The sequence below is a fragment of the Thauera sp. DNT-1 genome, from assembly GCF_055393985.1.
Map to the genome: position 1 here is coordinate 2,115,350 of NZ_AP043752.1, position 15,743 is coordinate 2,131,092.

Genomic DNA, 15,743 nt, shown 5'->3' on the forward strand with positions numbered 1-15,743 from the left:
AGTGCCGCGGATTCTAACAGATGCAGGACAACTCCATGTTTCGCCTCCCCCCCGCCCTCCGCCTCGCCCGCCTGCCCGGAAGCCGCTTCGCACGCGGGCTCCTCCTCGGCGCGACGCTCTCCGCCGCGCTCGCCCCGCCCGTCCTCGCCAACCCCTTCGAGACCACGCTCGCCAACGGCATGAAGCTGATCGTCAAGGAGGACCGCCGCGCCCCCTCGGTGGTGCACATGGTGTGGTACCGCACGGGTGCGATGGACGAGCCGGACGGCGTCTCGGGCGTGGCCCATGTGCTCGAGCACATGATGTTCAAGGGCACGAGGGAGGTCGGCCCGGGCGAGTTCAACCGCCGCGTGGCCGCCGTCGGCGGGCGCGACAACGCCTTCACCGGCAAGGACTACACGGCCTACTTCCAGCAGGTGCCGCCCGCCCACCTGCCGGCGATGATGGCGCTCGAGGCCGACCGCATGAAAAACCTCGTGCTCACCGACGAGGAGTTCGCGCGCGAGATCGAGGTGGTCAAGGAGGAGCGCCGCCTGCGCACCGACGACCAGCCGCGCGCGCTCGTGTTCGAGCAGCTGATGGCCACCGCCTACCAGGCCCACCCCTACCGCCGCCCGGTGATCGGCTGGATGCCCGACCTCGAGGCCATGCGGCCGGAAGACGCGCGCACCTGGTACCGGCGCTGGTACGCGCCCAACAACGCGTACCTGGTGGTCGTGGGCGACGTCGACCACCGCGAGGTGTTCCGCCACGCCGAGCAGACCTACGGCGCCCTCCCCGCCGGCGAGCTGCCCGCCCGCCGCATCTCCCCCGAACCGGCGCAACGCGGCCCGCGCGCCTCGACGGTGAAGGCCCCCGCCGAGCTGCCCTATCTCGCCATGGCCTGGCACGTGCCCGCGCTGCGCGATCCCGCCAACGACCGCGAGGCCTTCGCGCTCGACGTGCTCGCCGCCGTGCTCGACGGCTACGACGGCGCCCGCCTCACCCGCGGCCTGGTGCGCGACCAGCGCATCGCGGTCAGCGTCGGTGCCAGCTACGACACCGGCAACCGCGGCCCGGCGCTGTTCTACCTGCACGGCGTGCCCGCCGCCGGCACCAGCCCGGAGGCGCTCGCCGAGGCCTTGCGCGCCGAGCTGCGCCGTATCGCCGACGAAGGCATCAGCGCCGCGGAGCTCGCGCGCGTGAAGACGCAGGCGATCGCCGCCCAGGTATATAAGCGCGACTCGCTGATGGGCCAGGCGATGGAGATCGGCCACCTCGAATCCGCGGGCCTGTCCTGGCGCGACGAGGACAGGCTGCTCGATGGCCTGCGCGCGGTCACCGCCGAGGAGGTGCAGGCGGTAGCAAAGCGTTACTTCGACGACGCCAGCCTCAACACCGCCCGCCTCGATCCGCAGCCGCTCGGCGACAAGCGCCCGCGCTCGTCCTTCGCCGCCCCGCGCCACTGAAGCGCAACGCCCACGAAATGCCCGCCATGACCGCAGAAACCCCCAGCCTCGAGCGCTCCCCCACCCGCCCCCGCCGCCTCCATCTCCTGCGCACCGCCGCGTTCGTACTTGGTGCCGGCGCGGCGGCCGGCGCGCTCGCCGCCCCCGAGATCGTCGAATGGACCGCGCCCACCGGCGCGCGGGTGCACTTCGTCGAGAGCCGCGCGCTGCCGCTGGTCGACATCCAGATCTCCTTCGCTGCCGGCGGCGCGCTCGACCCCGAGGGCAAGGCCGGGCTGGCGAGCATGACCCAGGCCCTGCTCGACGCCGGCGCCGGCGGGCTCGACGAGCAGACCATCGCCGACCGCAAGGCCGATCTCGGCATCGAGCTCTCCGGCGGCACCGACAACGACCGCGCCAGCATGGCGCTGCGCAGCCTGTCCTCGCCCGCCGAGCTCGACGCCGCAGTCGAGCTCGCCGCCACCCTGCTCGCCCGCCCCGACTTTCCCGCCGCGGTGCTCGAGCGCGAGCGCAGCCGCGCGATCGCCGGCCTGCGCGAGGCGCTGACCAAGCCCGCCACGCTCGCCGCGCGCCAGTTCAACGCCGCGCTCTACGCCGGCCACCCTTATGGCCACGACAGCACGCCGGAGTCGCTCGCCGCGATCGGGCGCGACGACCTGGTCGACTTCCATCGCCGCCACTACGGCGCCAACCGCGCCACGGTGGCGATCGTCGGCGACGTGGACCGCGCCGCCGCCGAGCGCATCGCGGTCCGCCTCACCGCGGGCCTGCCCGCGACGCAGGCCGCCATGCCGCTGCCGGCGCCCGCGCCCACCACGGCCCGGACCTTGCGCATCCCGCACCCCTCGGCGCAGGCCCACATCCTCGTCGGCCAGCCCGGCATGGCGCGCGAGGACGCCGACTACTTCCCCTTGCTGGTGGGCAACTACGTGCTCGGCGGTGGCGGCTTCGTGTCGCGGCTGACCGCCGAGGTACGCGAGAAGCGCGGTTTTGCCTACAGCGTGTACAGCGCGCTGTCGCCACAGCAGGTCGCCGGCCCCTTCCAGATCGGCCTGCAGACGCGCGGCAGCCAGGCCGAGGAAGCGCTCGCGGTGGTGCGGGCGACGCTCGCGGGCTTCCTCGCCGAGGGCCCCAGCGCCGAGGAGTTGCAGGCCGCCAAGGACAACCTGATCAATGGCTTCGGCCTGCGCCTCGACTCCAACGCCAAGCTGCTCGACTACGTGTCGATGATCGGCTTCTACCGCCTGCCGCTCGACTGGCTGGAGCGCTACCCGCAGCAGGTCGCCGCGGTCGACGTCGCCGCGGTGCGCGCGGCCTGGCAACGCCGCATCCGCCCGGAACAGCTCGTCACCGTGATCGCCGGCGGCGACGGCGACCGTCCCGCCGCGGCGGGTACGTCCGCCACGCCCCCCGCGGAAGCCCCGCAGTGAGCCGGGTCCGCATCGTCGGCGGACAGTGGCGCTCGCGCCTGCTCGACGTGGCCTCGGTGCCAGGCCTGCGCCCGACGCCCGACCGCGTGCGCGAGACCCTGTTCAACTGGCTGGGCCAGGACCTCGACGGCCACGCCTGCCTGGACCTCTTCGCCGGCACCGGCATCCTCGGCTTCGAGGCCGCCTCACGCGGCGCCGCCCGCGTCGTCCTGGTCGAGCACGACGCGCGCGCGCTCGACGCACTGCACAAGGCGGCAAAGACCCTACAGGCGGCGCAAGTAGAGATCGTGCGCGGCGATGCGGTAAGATTCGCGCAATCCACGCCGCAGCGTTTCGACGGCGTGTTCCTCGATCCGCCCTACAAGCAGGGCTGGATCGAGCGGGTGTCGCCTTGGCTGGACCGGCTGGTCCGTCCCGAGGGATGGCTCTATGTCGAATCCGAAGTCGCCGTGGACAGCCTCGGCGCATGGCGCGCGGTCAAGCAGGGCCGCGCCGGGCAGGTCCATTTCCATCTCATGCGCAGGAGCGAGGAATGAAGGAAGCGATCGCGGTCTATCCGGGCACCTTCGACCCGTTCACCCGCGGCCACGAGGATCTCGTGCGGCGCGCCTCGATCCTGTTCGAGAAGGTCGTCGTCGCGGTCGCGCGCAGCAACAGCAAGAACCCGATCTTCGGACTGGAGGACCGGGTCGACATCGCACGCGATGCCGTCTCAGCCTTTCCCAACGTCGAAGTGGTCGGCTTCGACTGCCTGCTGATGGAGTTCCTCCAGCAGCAGGATGCGCGCGTGATCATCCGCGGGCTGCGTGCGGTATCCGACTTCGAATACGAATTCCAGATGGCAGGGATGAACCGCAAGCTTTATCCGGACGTCGAGACGGTGTTCCTGACGCCCGGTGAAGAATTCATGTTCATCTCCGCCACGATGGTGCGGGAGATCGCCCGCCTCGGCGGCGACGTGAGCAAGTTCGTGCAGCCCAGGGTGCTCGCACGGCTGCAGGAAAGACTCAAATCAAAGTAAACGCAAGGAAGCGAAGACCATGGCTCTGATGATTACCGACGAATGCATCAACTGCGACGTCTGCGAACCGGAGTGCCCCAACGGCGCCATCTACCAGGGCGAAGAGATCTATGAGATCGACCCCAACAAGTGCACCGAGTGCGTCGGCCACTTCGACGAGCCGCAGTGCCAGCAGGTGTGCCCGGTGGACTGTATCCCGCTCGACCCCAAGCGCGAGGAGACCAAGGACCAGCTGATGGCCAAGTTCCTCAAGCTGACCGGCAAGGCCTGATCACACCCGGCGGGAGCCCATCCCGCCGCACGAGACGACGGGGGCGGCCATCGGCGCGCCCCCGTCCGCTTTATTGCATGCGCGCGCCGCTCAGGCGGCCGCACGCACGCCCGTCACAGGCGTGTTGGCGGGCACGTCGAGCGCGTCGGCGACCGCGGCCTCGAGGTTGTCGAGCTCGTCCAGCAGCGCGCGCAGCGCCTCCTCGCCCTGCATCAACTCCTCCACGCGGCTCTCCAGCGTGTCGGTGGCCTCGTGGATGCGCTTGACGCTCTCGAGCCGGCGCTTGAGCTGGATCTGGTACTCGCGCACCTGGGTCTCCAGCGGCGACATCACCGCGCGCAGCCACTGCTCGACGTCGCGGTTGGCGAGCTCGAAGGTCTGCCGCGCCTGCACCGCGACGGTCTCGAAGAACTTCTGCGTGAGCGCGTGCTTCTCGGTGGTGACCAGGGTCAGCGCGGTGTTGATCTGGCGGTTGAAGGCCGTCTCCAGGCGCTCGAGCTCCTTCTCGTAGCGCAGCGTCGAGAAGCCTTCGGGTGCGGTGAGCTTGAGGCCGTGCTCGACGCTGAAGCGCTTGTACATGGCGTCGAGCATGCGGGTGATCTCGCCGATCTCCTCGGTAGAGCGCTGCAGGTTGCCACGCAGGCTGCGGAAATAGCCCTGCATGGCGTTGCGCAGCCCGCGCGTGAAGCTGGATTCGAGCATCGCCTCGCGCGTGCGCCGCGTCTCGTCGCGCACCGCGTCCAGGCCCATGTGCGCGAACAGGTTGTTGGCGAGGTCGGTGAACACCGTACGCACCGCGTAGTACTTCTGCAGACCCTGCTCGAACTCCTCCTTCTCGCTGCGGATCTTGCGCATCATGTATTCGATGACGCTCTGGTTCTTGCCGCGCAGGTCGGTAAGTTCCTGGAGCTGTTCGCGCAAGCCGGCCAGGCGCGCCTCGAGCAGGCTGCGCGTGGCGGCGGCGACCTCGGCGGACTCGGCGAGGATGTCCTCGCGCACGATCTCCTGCTTGGCGGGCAGCAGCCCCTCGGCGAGCGCACGCTCGAGCTGTGGCACACGGCTGCGCGCGAGCAGGGCCTCGTCGCCCTGGATGCGCGCCACCAGGCCCTTCTGCGCCGACACCGGGAACACTGCGGCGGGCTCGACGCCGAGGGTCGCGGCGACCGAGTCGACCTGGCGGCCGATCTCGGCTTCGATGCGCGCTTCGTCGCGCAGCCCGTCCCACAGCCCGTCGATCTTGTTGAGCACGACCAGGCGCCCGCGCTGGCGCTCGCTGCCAGCCTGCACGTAGTTGCGCCACACCGCGAGATCGCTCTGGGTGACGCCGGTGTCGGCGGCGAGGATGAACAGCACCGCGTGCGCATTCGGCAGCATCGACAGGGTGAGCTCGGGCTCGGCGCCGATCGCATTGAGGCCCGGCGTGTCGAGCACCACCAGGCCCTGCTCGAGCAGGGGATGCGGGAACTGGATCACGGCATGGCGCCAGCGCGGGATCTCGATGCGACCCTCGGCATCGGGACGGATGCCGTCGTCCCCTGCGGCATCGACGCGGAAGCCGAGCGCCTGCGCTTCGGCGACCTCGACCCGCTCGGTCTCGCCCACGCGCGCGAGCGCGGCCTGCAGGCCGGGGGCGTCGACCGCGTCGAGCGCGATCACGGTCCATTCTTCCGGATAGCGCTTGAGCTCGCTCACCGGCGTCTGGCGCGCGCGGCTGCGGATCGGCAGCAGACGCAGCTCGGGCTGCGCCCCCTTCTGCCACTGCAGCTCGGTCGGGCACATCGTGGTGCGGCCCGCGCTGGAGGGCAGGATGCGGTCGCCGTGGTCGGCGAAGAAAATCGCGTTGATGAGCTCGGATTTGCCACGCGAGAACTCGGCGACGAAGGCCACCGTGAGCTTGTCGTCGCGCAGGCGGTCGAGCAGGTATTGCAGGCGCATGTCCGCCTGGGCGTTGCCCACGTCGTTGCGCGCCAGCCACGCGCGCAGGCGGGCCACCGCGTCGCTGGCGTGGCCGCGCCAGCGGCTGTAGGCGGAAAACTGTTCGGTGAGATCGGTCATCGGCGTGCTCGTCCGGCAGGCGGGGGGGCGTCGGGCGCGCGCGAGGGCAAGGCCTCGCCGGCCCGCAGCGCAGAACATTATTCACCATAACCCGCTTCGCGGTTCGCGAGCGTGCCAAATTGCACGCCGCCTGCATGCCCCCCACCGGGGCATCGCCGTCCTTTCAGCTGCGGCGCTGGCAGCGCGGACAGAAGAAGCTCGCGCGTTGGGCGCTGACGATGCGCCGCACCGGCGTGCCGCACACCCGGCAGGACTCGCCGTCGCGACCATAGACGAAGTACTGCTGCTGGAAATAGCCTGGCCGGCCGTCGCCGCCGACAAAGTCGCGCAGCGTGCTGCCGCCGGCCGCGATCGCGGCGGCGAGCGTCTCGCGCACACAATCGACCAGGCGCGCGCAGCGTCGCGGCCCGAGCCGGCCGGCGGGCTCGAGCGGATGGATGCGGGCGCGGAAGAGGCTCTCGGAGGCGTAGATGTTGCCCACGCCGACGAGCTTGCGGCTGTCCATCAGCACATGCTTGATCGGCGCGCGCAGACCGCGCGTGATGCGCAGCAGCCAGTCGGCGTCGAAGCCGTCGCCGAGCGGTTCCGGCCCCAGGCCGGCGAGCAGCGGATGCGCCGCCACGTCGCCGGGCTGCCACACCACCATGCCGAAGCGGCGTGGGTCGCGCAGACGCAGCGCGCACTCGCCGAAGACAAAATCGACGTGGTCGTGCGCGCCCGCCGGCTCGGCCGCCGCGACCACGCGCAGGCTGCCCGACATCCCGAGATGCACGATCACCGTGCCCGCGGGAAAACGCAGCAGCAGGTACTTGGCACGCCGGTCGACCGCCTCGAGCCTGGCGCCCTCGATGTGCGCGGGCAGGTCGGCGGGCACCGCCACGCGCAGGCGCGGATTGCGCACCACCAGCCGGCTCAGGCTGCGGCCCTGGACGTGCGGCCGGATTCCACGGCAGGTGGTCTCGACTTCGGGCAGTTCGGGCATCGGGAAAGGAATCCGTGGGCTGCCCGCGCGCGGGCGCACACGGGGAACGGGTTGCGGCAGGGGCGGCGATCTGCCTACCATGGCATGAACCGAATTGTAGCCGAGCACTCGAAGCTTTCGCGGCACCCCCCGGCGGGTGCCAGGCGTTTCTTGCGCCGCGGCTCTGGCGCAACCCATCGAAGGTCCCGGAATTCCTCCCATGAAAACCCAGCTCGCCCGCATCGCCCGCTCCCTCTGCCTGGCCTTCGCGCTCGGCGCCGGCGGGGTCGCGACGGCGGCCAGCGGCGAGGCCGGCGAGGGCAACCTGCCCGCGCAGGAACTCACTCCGCGCACGCTGTACCACTTCCTGCTCGCCGAGATCGCCGGCGCGCGCGGCCAGATCGGCCTGTCGGCACAGCTCTATCTCGACCTCGCGCGCAGCACGCGCGACCCGCGCATCGCCCGCCGCGCCACCGAGATCGCGATGTACTCGCGCAACCTCGTGATGGCGCGCGGCGCCGCGGAGATCTGGACCGAGGTCGCCCCCGACTCGGACGAGGCGCGCCGGGTACTCGCCGGGCTGAGCGGCGCCGGCCGCGGCGAGGACATCAACCTCGAGGCCATCCAGTTCCAGCTCGCGCGCGTGCTCGCGCAATCGAACGGCCGCCTCGCGCAGAACCTGCTGAGCCTCGGCCATACCCTCGCCCGCGTACCCGACAAACAGGCGGTGCGCGGCATCGTGATGCGCCTGACCGAACCCTACGTCGAGATGCCCGAGGCGCACATCGCCCGCGCGCAGGCGGCACAGGCGGTCGAGGACAGGATGGGCGCGCTCGCTGCGGTGGATCGCGCCCTCGAGCTGCGCAGCGGCTGGGAACCCGCGGTGCTGCTGAAGGTGCAGATCCTCCAGCAGGCAGGCGCGCACACGGAGGCCCTGCGCGTGCTCGAGGCCGAGGCCGCGCGCGCGCCGGCGAGCCGGTCGCTGCGCCTGGCGAAGGCGCGTGCGCTGGTGAGCGCGCAGCGCTTCGGCGAGGCACGCGCGGCCTTCAACCAGTTGCTCGAAGCCTCGCCGCAGGATCCCGAACTGCTCTATGCGGTGGGCCTGCTGTCGATGCAGCTCGAGGACTTCGCCGCGGCCGAGCTGCACTTCGCACGCGCGCTCGCCGCGGAGCACCCGCAACCCGACCTCATCCGCCTTCACCTGGGCCAGATCGCCGCCGACCGCGGCGAGGGCGAGCGCGCACGCAAGTGGTTCGGCGAGATCGAGAGCGAGGACCTCCGTCCCGAGGCGGACATCCGCAGCGCCCTGAGCCTCGCGCACGAAGGACGCATCGAGGAGGCGCGCGCCCTGTTACGCAACGACGTCGAGGATCCCGACCTCGCCCGCCGCTACCTGCTCGCCGAGGCGCAGATCCTGCGCGACGCCGAGCGTCCGACCGAGGCCCTCGCGCTGCTCGATGCCGCCCTGCGCGAGAACCCCGAAGACACCGGCCTGCTCTACGAGGCCGCCATGCTCGCCGAGCGCATCGGTCGCATGGACCTGCTCGAAGCGCGCCTGCGCCGCGTGCTCGAGCTGCAGCCCGATCATGCGCATGCGCTCAACGCGCTCGGTTATTCGCTCGCCGACCGCGGCCTGCGCCTGGACGAAGCCGAGGCGCTGATCGCACGCGCGCATGCGCTCATGCCGCAAGACCCCTTCATTCTCGACAGCCTCGGCTGGGTGCGCTTCCGCCGCGGCGACCAGGTCGGCGCGCTCGTCCACCTGGAGCGCGCCTATGGCATGCGCAAGGACGCCGAGATCGCCGCCCACCTCGGCGAGGTGCTATGGACACTCGGCCGTCGGGACGAGGCCCGACGGATCTTCGCCGAGGCGCTCGCAGCCCACCCCGACAACCGTCTGCTGACGGACACCGGCCGCCGACTGGGCATCCAGTGAGCCGACGCCCCCCGCATCGCTCGCAAGGCCTGCGCCGGACCCTGCTGGGCGGCGCCTGCGCACTGCTGCTTGCGGCATGCACGCCGACGCTGGTGCGCGACGGCGCTCAGCCCGCCTCGCGTCCCTTCCTGCCCGCGTTCGCGGTCGAGGGGCGGCTGTCGGCAACCGACGGCCGTAACGCGGCGAGCGGGCGCTTCGAATGGGTGCATGACGACGAGCAGGACCGCCTCACCTTGTTCAGCCCCCTCGGCCAGGTCGTCGCCCTGCTCGAGGGCGATCCTGCGGGCGCCAGCCTGGAGGCTGCCGACGGCAGCCGGCGCGAGGCCGCCGACGTGGACGCGCTGCTGCCCGAGGCGCTCGGCGTCGACCTGCCCGCCGCGCGCCTGCCGCGCTGGATCCAGGCCGCCCCGGCGGCCGACGCCGAGGTGCGCATCCTCGACGCCGCCGGTCGTCCGCAGCTCGTCTTCGACCAGGGCTGGCGCATCGACTACGCCGGCTATGCCGACGACACCGCCGCGGCCGCACCGCAACGCCTCGAAATCTCGCGCGGCGATGCCCGCGTGCGTCTGATCATCGATTCATGGACCGCCCTGCCCTGAACACCCTGCACACCCCCGACTGCAGCGATCCCGCGCGACTGGCCGCCTGCCCCGCGCCGGCCAAGCTCAACCTCTTCCTCCACGTCGTCGGCCGCCGCGCCGACGGCTACCACCTGCTGCAGACCGCGTTCCGCCTGCTCGACTGGGGCGACACGATCGACTTCGCCGTACGCACGGACGGCGCGATCCACCGCCGCAACGAGGTGCCCGGCGTACCCGAGGCCGCGGACCTGGTAGTGCGCGCCGCCCGCCTGCTGCAGGCGCACACCGGCTGCGCGCTCGGCGCCGACATCACGGTGCACAAGGTGCTGCCGATGGGCGGCGGGATCGGGGGCGGCAGTTCGGACGCGGCGACCACGCTGATCGCGCTTAACCGCCTTTGGGGCACCGGGCTGTCACGCGCGCAACTCCAGGCGCTCGGGCTGCAGCTCGGCGCCGACGTGCCGGTGTTCGTGTACGGCCGCGACGCCTTCGCCGAAGGCGTGGGCGAGGCGCTGCAGGCGCTCGAACTGGCGCCGGCCTGGTACGTGGTGATCTCGCCCGGGGTCCAGGTGCCGACCGCTGAAATTTTTTCGGCGAGGGACTTGACGAGAAATACGCCCCCCATCAGAATGGCGGACTTCGCAGCAAGCACTACGCGAAACGACCTGCAGCCGGTTGCGTGCAGTCGCTACCCCGAAGTCTTGCGTGTGATCGAGTGGCTGGATGTGCATGCACCAGCCCGCATGACAGGCTCGGGCGCCTGCGTGTTCGCGGAAGTCTCCTCGGAAGAAGAGGCCGACCGCATCACGAAAGATTGTCCGCCACGCTGGAAGGCTTGGAAGGCGCGCAGCATCGCTCGCCATCCGCTTTACGAGTGGTTACAATAGCGCCCGCGCAGCACTCGACGCGCAGCGAAAAAGGTTTCTTGGGGAGTCGCCAAGTCGGTTAAGGCACCGGATTTTGATTCCGGCATTCGAGGGTTCGAATCCTTCCTCCCCAGCCATACAACGACGGGCAGACCATGGGTCTGCCCGAGTCGTTTTTACGCGCCGAATATTCGCTCGTCGTTCCTTACGGCACTCGGAGTAGCAGAAATGCCCCACGGCAGCCTGATGGTCTTCACCGGCAACGCCAACCCCAAGCTTGGCGCCGACGTGACGCGACGCCTGGGGATCTCCCTCGGCTCGGCCACCGTCGGCCGCTTCTCGGACGGCGAGGTCAATGTCGAACTGCTCGAGAACGTGCGCGGCAAGGACGTCTTCGTCCTGCAGCCCACCTGCTCCCCGACCAACGACAATCTGATGGAACTGCTGGTGCTGGTCGACGCCCTCAAGCGCGCCTCCGCCGGCCGCATCACCGCCGCCATCCCCTATTTCGGCTACGCCCGCCAGGATCGCCGCCCGCGCTCGGCGCGCGTGCCGATCACCGCCAAGGTGGTCGCCAACATGCTGCAGGCGGTGGGCGTCCAGCGCCTGCTGACCATGGACCTGCACGCCGACCAGATCCAGGGCTTCTTCGACATCGCGGTCGACAACGTATACGCCGCGCCGGTGCTGCTCGCCGACCTCGACAAGCAGAAGTACGACGACCTGCTCGTCGTCTCGCCCGACGTCGGCGGCGTGGTGCGCGCGCGCGCCTTCGCCAAGCGCATGGAGTGCGACCTGGCGATCATCGACAAGCGCCGCCCCAAGGCCAACGTCTCCGAGGTGATGAACATCATCGGCGAGGTCGAGGGCCGCACCTGCGTGATCATGGACGACATCGTCGACACCGCCGGCACCCTGTGCAAGGCTGCCGCCGCGCTCAAGAAGCACGGCGCCAAGCGTGTGCTGTCCTACTGCACCCACGCGGTGCTGTCGGGCGCGGCGGTCTCGCGCATCAACGAGTCCGAGCTCGACGAGCTGGTCGTCACCGACACCATCCCGCTGCGCGACGACGCCAAGGCGTGCCCGCGCATCCGCCAGATCTCGGTGGCCTCGCTGCTCGCCGACACCATCCTGCGCATCAGCAACGAGGAGTCGGTCTCCTCGCTGTTCATGGAATAAGGCTTTCGCCCTTCCGGCCCCGCGTCGGACGGGCATCCACCGTCTCCGCCTGGTCGCGGGCGGGGACAACCCACTCAGGAGCATCACATGCAAATCGAATTCAAGGCCACCAAGCGTGACGCGCAGGGTACGGGTGCGAGCCGCCGCCTGCGTCGCGCCGGCCGGATCCCGGGCATCCTCTACGGCGGTGCGGGCGAAACCCAGCCGGTGTCGATGGACCACAACGAGCTCTACCACCTGCTGCGCAAGGAAGCCTTCCACGCTTCCGTGCTCTCGATCGAGGTCGATGGCGCCAAGCAGAACGCCGTGCTGCGCGACGTGCAATGGCACCCGTTCAAGCAACAGGTGCTGCACCTCGACTTCCAGCGCATCGCCGCGGGCGAGAAGATGCACCTGAAGGTGCCGCTGCACTTCGTCGGCGCCGACGTCGCCCCCGCCGTCAAGCTCGGCGGCTGCATGATCTCGCACACCATCAACGAACTCGACGTGCAGTGCCTGCCCACGGACCTGCCCGAGTTCATCGAGGTCGACCTGTCGGCGCTGGAAGCCGGCCAGTCGGTGCACGTCTCGCAGATCAAGCTGCCGGCCGGCGTCGAGCTGGTGCAGCACGGCGAAGGCGACCCGGTGGTCGCGACCGCGCTGCAGGTGAAGGGTGCCGCCGAAGCCGAAGGCGAAGGCGAGCAGGCCTGATCGCCCGGCCCGGATGCAGGAGACCGACGACCGATGAGCAACGCCGCCGCGCGTCCGCCCCGTCTGATCGTCGGCCTCGGCAATCCGGGCGCCGAATACTCCGAAACCCGGCACAACGCCGGGTTTTGGTTTTGCGAGCGGCTCGCCGACCAGCTCGGCGCGCGCTACTCGTTCGAATCGCGTTTCCATGGCCTGGTGGCCAACGCGCGTGAAGCGGGCATGTGGCTGCTGATGCCGCAGACCTTCATGAACCGCTCCGGCCAGGCGATCGGTGCGCTCGCGCGCTTCTACCGCATCGAACCGGCCGAGATCCTCGTCGTGCACGACGAGCTCGACATCCCCCCCGGCCAGCTGCGCCTCAAGTTCGGCGGCGGCCTCGGCGGCCACAACGGCCTCAAGGACACCTCCGCCCATCTCGGCACCAACGACTACTGGCGCCTGCGCATCGGCATCGGCCATCCGGGCGACCGCAACGAGGTGGTGAACTTCGTGCTCAAGCCCGCGCGGCGCGAAGAACAGCAGCAGATCGACGAAGCGCTCGACAAGGCGCTCGCGGTCTGGCCGCAGATCGTGCGCGGCGAGCTCAATGCCGCGGCGACCCGGCTCAACGTACGTCCCGCGCCGCCCAAGCCCCCGAAGCCTCCCAAGACCCCCAGGCCCGCGCAACCCGACGCCGGCACGGAACCGCCCGCGACGGACGGCTCCGCCGCCTGATCCCGCTCAGCAGCCCACCGCCGCCAGCGCGCGCAGCGGCCCGACCGCGCGGATCGCCTCGATCTGCTCGCGATGGCGTGTGTACAGCGTGCCACCGAAGCACACCGCGCTCATCGAGATCCCCTCGAAGTGCTCCCGGCTGCGCGGAATCGCCAGCAGCCAGCCATCGCCCGCGAGCAGGTTGAAGGGTGGCAGCAGCCCGTCCTCCCCCGCTCCCAGGCCGAGCTCGGCACACGCACGCTCGAAGCCGGCCTGCAGGCTGTCGGCCGCAGTCTCCACCGCCTCGCCGCGACCGCAGCGCACGCGCACGAAGCAATGCCGCATCGGCAGCGCCGGATGCGTCGCCATCCCCTGCTCCGCCAGCCCTGCGGGCAGCCCGGGCGCGAACAGCCGCAGGCTGGCGTTGCCGGCATCGTCGGGCATCCACTGCACGTGCTTGTGGCGCTGGCTCGCCCCCGCAGCGGTGCCGCCGTTGTAGAGCCCGATCCCGCCCGCCTCGCCCATCAGCTCGGCGAGCGCGGCAAAGTCGCTGCGCGCGAGCGGCCGCAGCTGCTCCTCGAACTCCCGCCGCGCCAGCACCAGGTGGCGCGCGCACAGGGGGAACTTGTTCAGGATCGCCACATGGGCATCACCCACCCGTCCGACGGTGAGCGCCGGGTCGGGATTCAGGAAAGGATTGAAGTTCGGATCGCGCGGCCCGCCGGGGATCGCCACCGTCCTGTCGTCCTTGGTCACCTTGCCATTGACCACCCCACCTTGCACGCCTTCGGCCTTGCCCGCCCTGTCGCCAGCGGCGTCGGCCTGCGCCGGCGCGGCGCTCCTGCTCGCATCCTTGGCCGCGAGCGAGGACACCCAGCGCACGATGAAGCGCATGCCCGCGTCTTCCATTTCGACCTGCTCGGCCTGCACCGGCACCAGCGCCCCCGACGCCAGCGCCGCGTTGCTGCACGCATCGATCGCCTCGATCCAGTTGATGTTCATCCCTTCTCCTCCGGTGTGTTTTTGGGCAAATGCAGGATGGGCGATTGTAGGCCGGCAGCGAACCGAATGGCTCCTGGCCGCAAATGGCGAGGATGGCCGCAGGAGCCGCGACGACGCGGTCGGCCAGGCCACGGTGGATGCGGAGGTGGCGATCGCGACTCGCGTCGCTCCTACGGAAACCGGCACGGCTGCGGAAATGCACCAAGAGATCGTGCCCCGCCCCGGCCCCGCGGTCGGATCGAAGCCGCACCCAACCGCGGCACCCCACCGCCGCCCTACCCCGCAGTCCGCGCACGGACCGACCCCGCGCCCGCTTTGGAGCCCTACCCCGCGACACGGTACAATCTCCGGCTTTCCATACCGGATCAAGGCCGTAGCCCCCGATGCGGCGACGCAGCCCCCGGAACGATCAAGGATTCACATGAGCCTGAAATGCGGAATCGTCGGCCTGCCCAACGTCGGCAAGTCGACCCTCTTCAACGCGCTGACCAAGGCCGGCATCCAGGCCGAGAACTACCCCTTCTGCACCATCGAGCCCAACGTCGGCATCGTCGAGGTGCCGGACCCGCGCCTGGCCGCGCTGTCCGAGATCGTCAAGCCGCAGAAGATCCAGCCCGCCATCGTCGAGTTCGTCGACATCGCCGGCCTGGTTGCCGGCGCCTCCAAGGGCGAAGGCCTGGGCAACCAGTTCCTCGCCAACATCCGCGAGACCGACGCCATCGTGCACGTCGTGCGCTGCTTCGCGGACGACAACGTGATCCACGTCTCCGGCAGCGTCGACCCGATCCGCGACATCGAGGTCATCGACACCGAGCTCGCCCTCGCCGACATGGCCACCGTGGAGAAGGCGCTCAACCGCTACAAGCGCCCTGCCGCCTCGGGTGACAAGGAGGCCAAGATCCTCGTCGCCGTGCTCGAGAAGTGCTTCGCCCAGCTCGACCAGGGCAAGGCCGTGCGCGCGCTCGACCTGTCGAAGGAAGAATGGGCCAGCCTCAAGCCCTTCTGCCTGATCACCGCCAAGCCGGTGCTCTACGCCGCCAACGTCGCCGAGGACGGCTTCGACAACAACCCGCACCTCGACGCCGTGCGCGCCCACGCCGCCGCCGAGGGCGCCGAAGTGGTCGCGCTGTGCGCCGCGATCGAGGCCGAGATCGCCGACCTCGAGGACGCCGACAAGAAGGAATTCCTCGAGACCATGGGCCTGGAAGAACCCGGCCTCGACCGCCTGATCCGCGCCGGCTACACGCTGCTCGGCCTGCAGACCTACTTCACCGCCGGCGTCAAGGAAGTGCGCGCGTGGACCATCCACGTCGGCGACACCGCGCCGCAGGCCGCCGGCGTCATCCACACCGACTTCGAGCGCGGCTTCATCCGCGCCCAGACCATCGCCTACGACGACTTCATCCAGTACAAGGGTGAGGCCGGCGCCAAGGAAGCGGGCAAGATGCGCGCGGAAGGCAAGGAATACGTGGTCAAGGACGGCGACGTGCTGAACTTCCTGTTCAACGTCTGACCGGCGCCCCCTTCGGCGTCGAGGAAGTCGGCGGAGGCTGGCGGCTGTGCGCCCGCCGTCGGCGGCAGCGCAATGGTGACCGGCGCCACCATGCCGG

General features: G+C 70.3%; 15 protein-coding genes and 1 tRNA gene. 13 read left to right on the plus strand and 3 right to left on the minus strand.

Features of this window, described 5'->3' with window-relative positions:
* The first annotated feature begins 35 nt into the window (after positions 1-35).
* Genes ACZ5PP_RS09780 through ACZ5PP_RS09800 form a run of 5 tightly spaced genes read left to right on the plus strand, consistent with a single transcriptional unit; the run spans position 36 to position 4,170 of the window.
* Positions 36-1,448, plus strand: coding sequence for a M16 family metallopeptidase (locus tag ACZ5PP_RS09780; protein WP_464827009.1), 1,413 nt, complete (start codon positions 36-38; stop codon positions 1,446-1,448).
* Positions 1,449-1,474: 26 nt separating this feature from the next.
* The gene (locus ACZ5PP_RS09785; RefSeq protein WP_287472072.1) at positions 1,475-2,878 is read left to right on the plus strand and encodes a M16 family metallopeptidase; all 1,404 of its coding nucleotides are present in this window, start codon (positions 1,475-1,477) and stop codon (positions 2,876-2,878) included.
* The gene (rsmD, locus tag ACZ5PP_RS09790; RefSeq protein WP_012586042.1) at positions 2,875-3,414 is read left to right on the plus strand and encodes a 16S rRNA (guanine(966)-N(2))-methyltransferase RsmD; all 540 of its coding nucleotides are present in this window, start codon (positions 2,875-2,877) and stop codon (positions 3,412-3,414) included. The genes ACZ5PP_RS09785 and rsmD overlap by 4 nt, the downstream gene beginning before the upstream one ends.
* Complete coding sequence (coaD, locus tag ACZ5PP_RS09795; protein WP_004308339.1) at positions 3,411-3,899, plus strand: pantetheine-phosphate adenylyltransferase; 489 nt, start codon at positions 3,411-3,413, stop codon at positions 3,897-3,899. The genes rsmD and coaD overlap by 4 nt, the downstream gene beginning before the upstream one ends.
* A gap of 19 nt (positions 3,900-3,918) precedes the next feature.
* Complete coding sequence (locus ACZ5PP_RS09800) at positions 3,919-4,170, plus strand: YfhL family 4Fe-4S dicluster ferredoxin (protein WP_004308341.1); 252 nt, start codon at positions 3,919-3,921, stop codon at positions 4,168-4,170.
* A gap of 90 nt (positions 4,171-4,260) precedes the next feature.
* Here the strand turns inward: ACZ5PP_RS09800 and ACZ5PP_RS09805 are convergent, their stop codons facing one another.
* Together ACZ5PP_RS09805 and mutM are read right to left on the minus strand one after the other, a co-directional pair.
* Positions 4,261-6,225 carry a dynamin family protein gene (locus ACZ5PP_RS09805; RefSeq protein WP_004308343.1) on the minus strand — a complete coding sequence of 655 codons (1,965 nt, stop codon included), beginning with the start codon at positions 6,223-6,225 and terminating at the stop codon, positions 4,261-4,263.
* Positions 6,226-6,388: 163 nt separating this feature from the next.
* Positions 6,389-7,207, minus strand: a complete 819-nt coding sequence (gene mutM, locus ACZ5PP_RS09810) for a bifunctional DNA-formamidopyrimidine glycosylase/DNA-(apurinic or apyrimidinic site) lyase (protein WP_004308346.1) — start codon at positions 7,205-7,207, stop codon at positions 6,389-6,391.
* 199 nt (positions 7,208-7,406) lie between these two features.
* Between mutM and ACZ5PP_RS09815 the strand changes: the two genes are divergently transcribed.
* The 7 genes from ACZ5PP_RS09815 to pth all read left to right on the plus strand — a co-directional run bounded on the left by ACZ5PP_RS09815 (position 7,407) and on the right by pth (position 13,152).
* Positions 7,407-9,122: a tetratricopeptide repeat protein gene (locus ACZ5PP_RS09815; RefSeq protein WP_004308349.1), complete on the plus strand. Its 1,716-nt coding sequence runs from the start codon at positions 7,407-7,409 to the stop codon at positions 9,120-9,122.
* A complete protein-coding gene (lolB, locus tag ACZ5PP_RS09820; RefSeq protein WP_287472070.1) occupies positions 9,119-9,721 on the plus strand; it encodes a lipoprotein insertase outer membrane protein LolB in 603 nt (200 codons plus the stop codon). The genes ACZ5PP_RS09815 and lolB overlap by 4 nt, the downstream gene beginning before the upstream one ends.
* On the plus strand, positions 9,703-10,590 hold the full coding sequence (gene ispE, locus ACZ5PP_RS09825) for a 4-(cytidine 5'-diphospho)-2-C-methyl-D-erythritol kinase (RefSeq protein WP_004308354.1): 888 nt from the start codon (positions 9,703-9,705) through the stop codon (positions 10,588-10,590). Before lolB ends, ispE begins: the two co-directional genes overlap by 19 nt.
* A gap of 39 nt (positions 10,591-10,629) precedes the next feature.
* Positions 10,630-10,706: transfer RNA gene (locus ACZ5PP_RS09830), tRNA-Gln, on the plus strand.
* Positions 10,707-10,797: 91 nt separating this feature from the next.
* Positions 10,798-11,748, plus strand: coding sequence for a ribose-phosphate pyrophosphokinase (locus tag ACZ5PP_RS09835; RefSeq protein WP_004308356.1), 951 nt, complete (start codon positions 10,798-10,800; stop codon positions 11,746-11,748).
* A gap of 87 nt (positions 11,749-11,835) precedes the next feature.
* Positions 11,836-12,438 (plus strand): 50S ribosomal protein L25/general stress protein Ctc, encoded by a 603-nt coding sequence (locus tag ACZ5PP_RS09840; RefSeq protein ID WP_004308358.1) that lies wholly within the window; start codon positions 11,836-11,838, stop codon positions 12,436-12,438.
* Between the two features lie 33 nt (positions 12,439-12,471).
* Positions 12,472-13,152, plus strand: a complete 681-nt coding sequence (gene pth / locus ACZ5PP_RS09845) for an aminoacyl-tRNA hydrolase (protein ID WP_004308360.1) — start codon at positions 12,472-12,474, stop codon at positions 13,150-13,152.
* A 6-nt stretch (positions 13,153-13,158) separates the two neighbouring features.
* Here the strand turns inward: pth and ACZ5PP_RS09850 are convergent, their stop codons facing one another.
* A complete protein-coding gene (locus ACZ5PP_RS09850; protein WP_276659698.1) occupies positions 13,159-14,133 on the minus strand; it encodes an ATP adenylyltransferase family protein in 975 nt (324 codons plus the stop codon).
* Between the two features lie 421 nt (positions 14,134-14,554).
* On the opposite strand from ACZ5PP_RS09850, the gene ychF reads away from it, so the two are divergent.
* Positions 14,555-15,646, plus strand: coding sequence for a redox-regulated ATPase YchF (gene ychF / locus ACZ5PP_RS09855; protein WP_043743061.1), 1,092 nt, complete (start codon positions 14,555-14,557; stop codon positions 15,644-15,646).
* Positions 15,647-15,743: the final 97 nt, after the last annotated feature.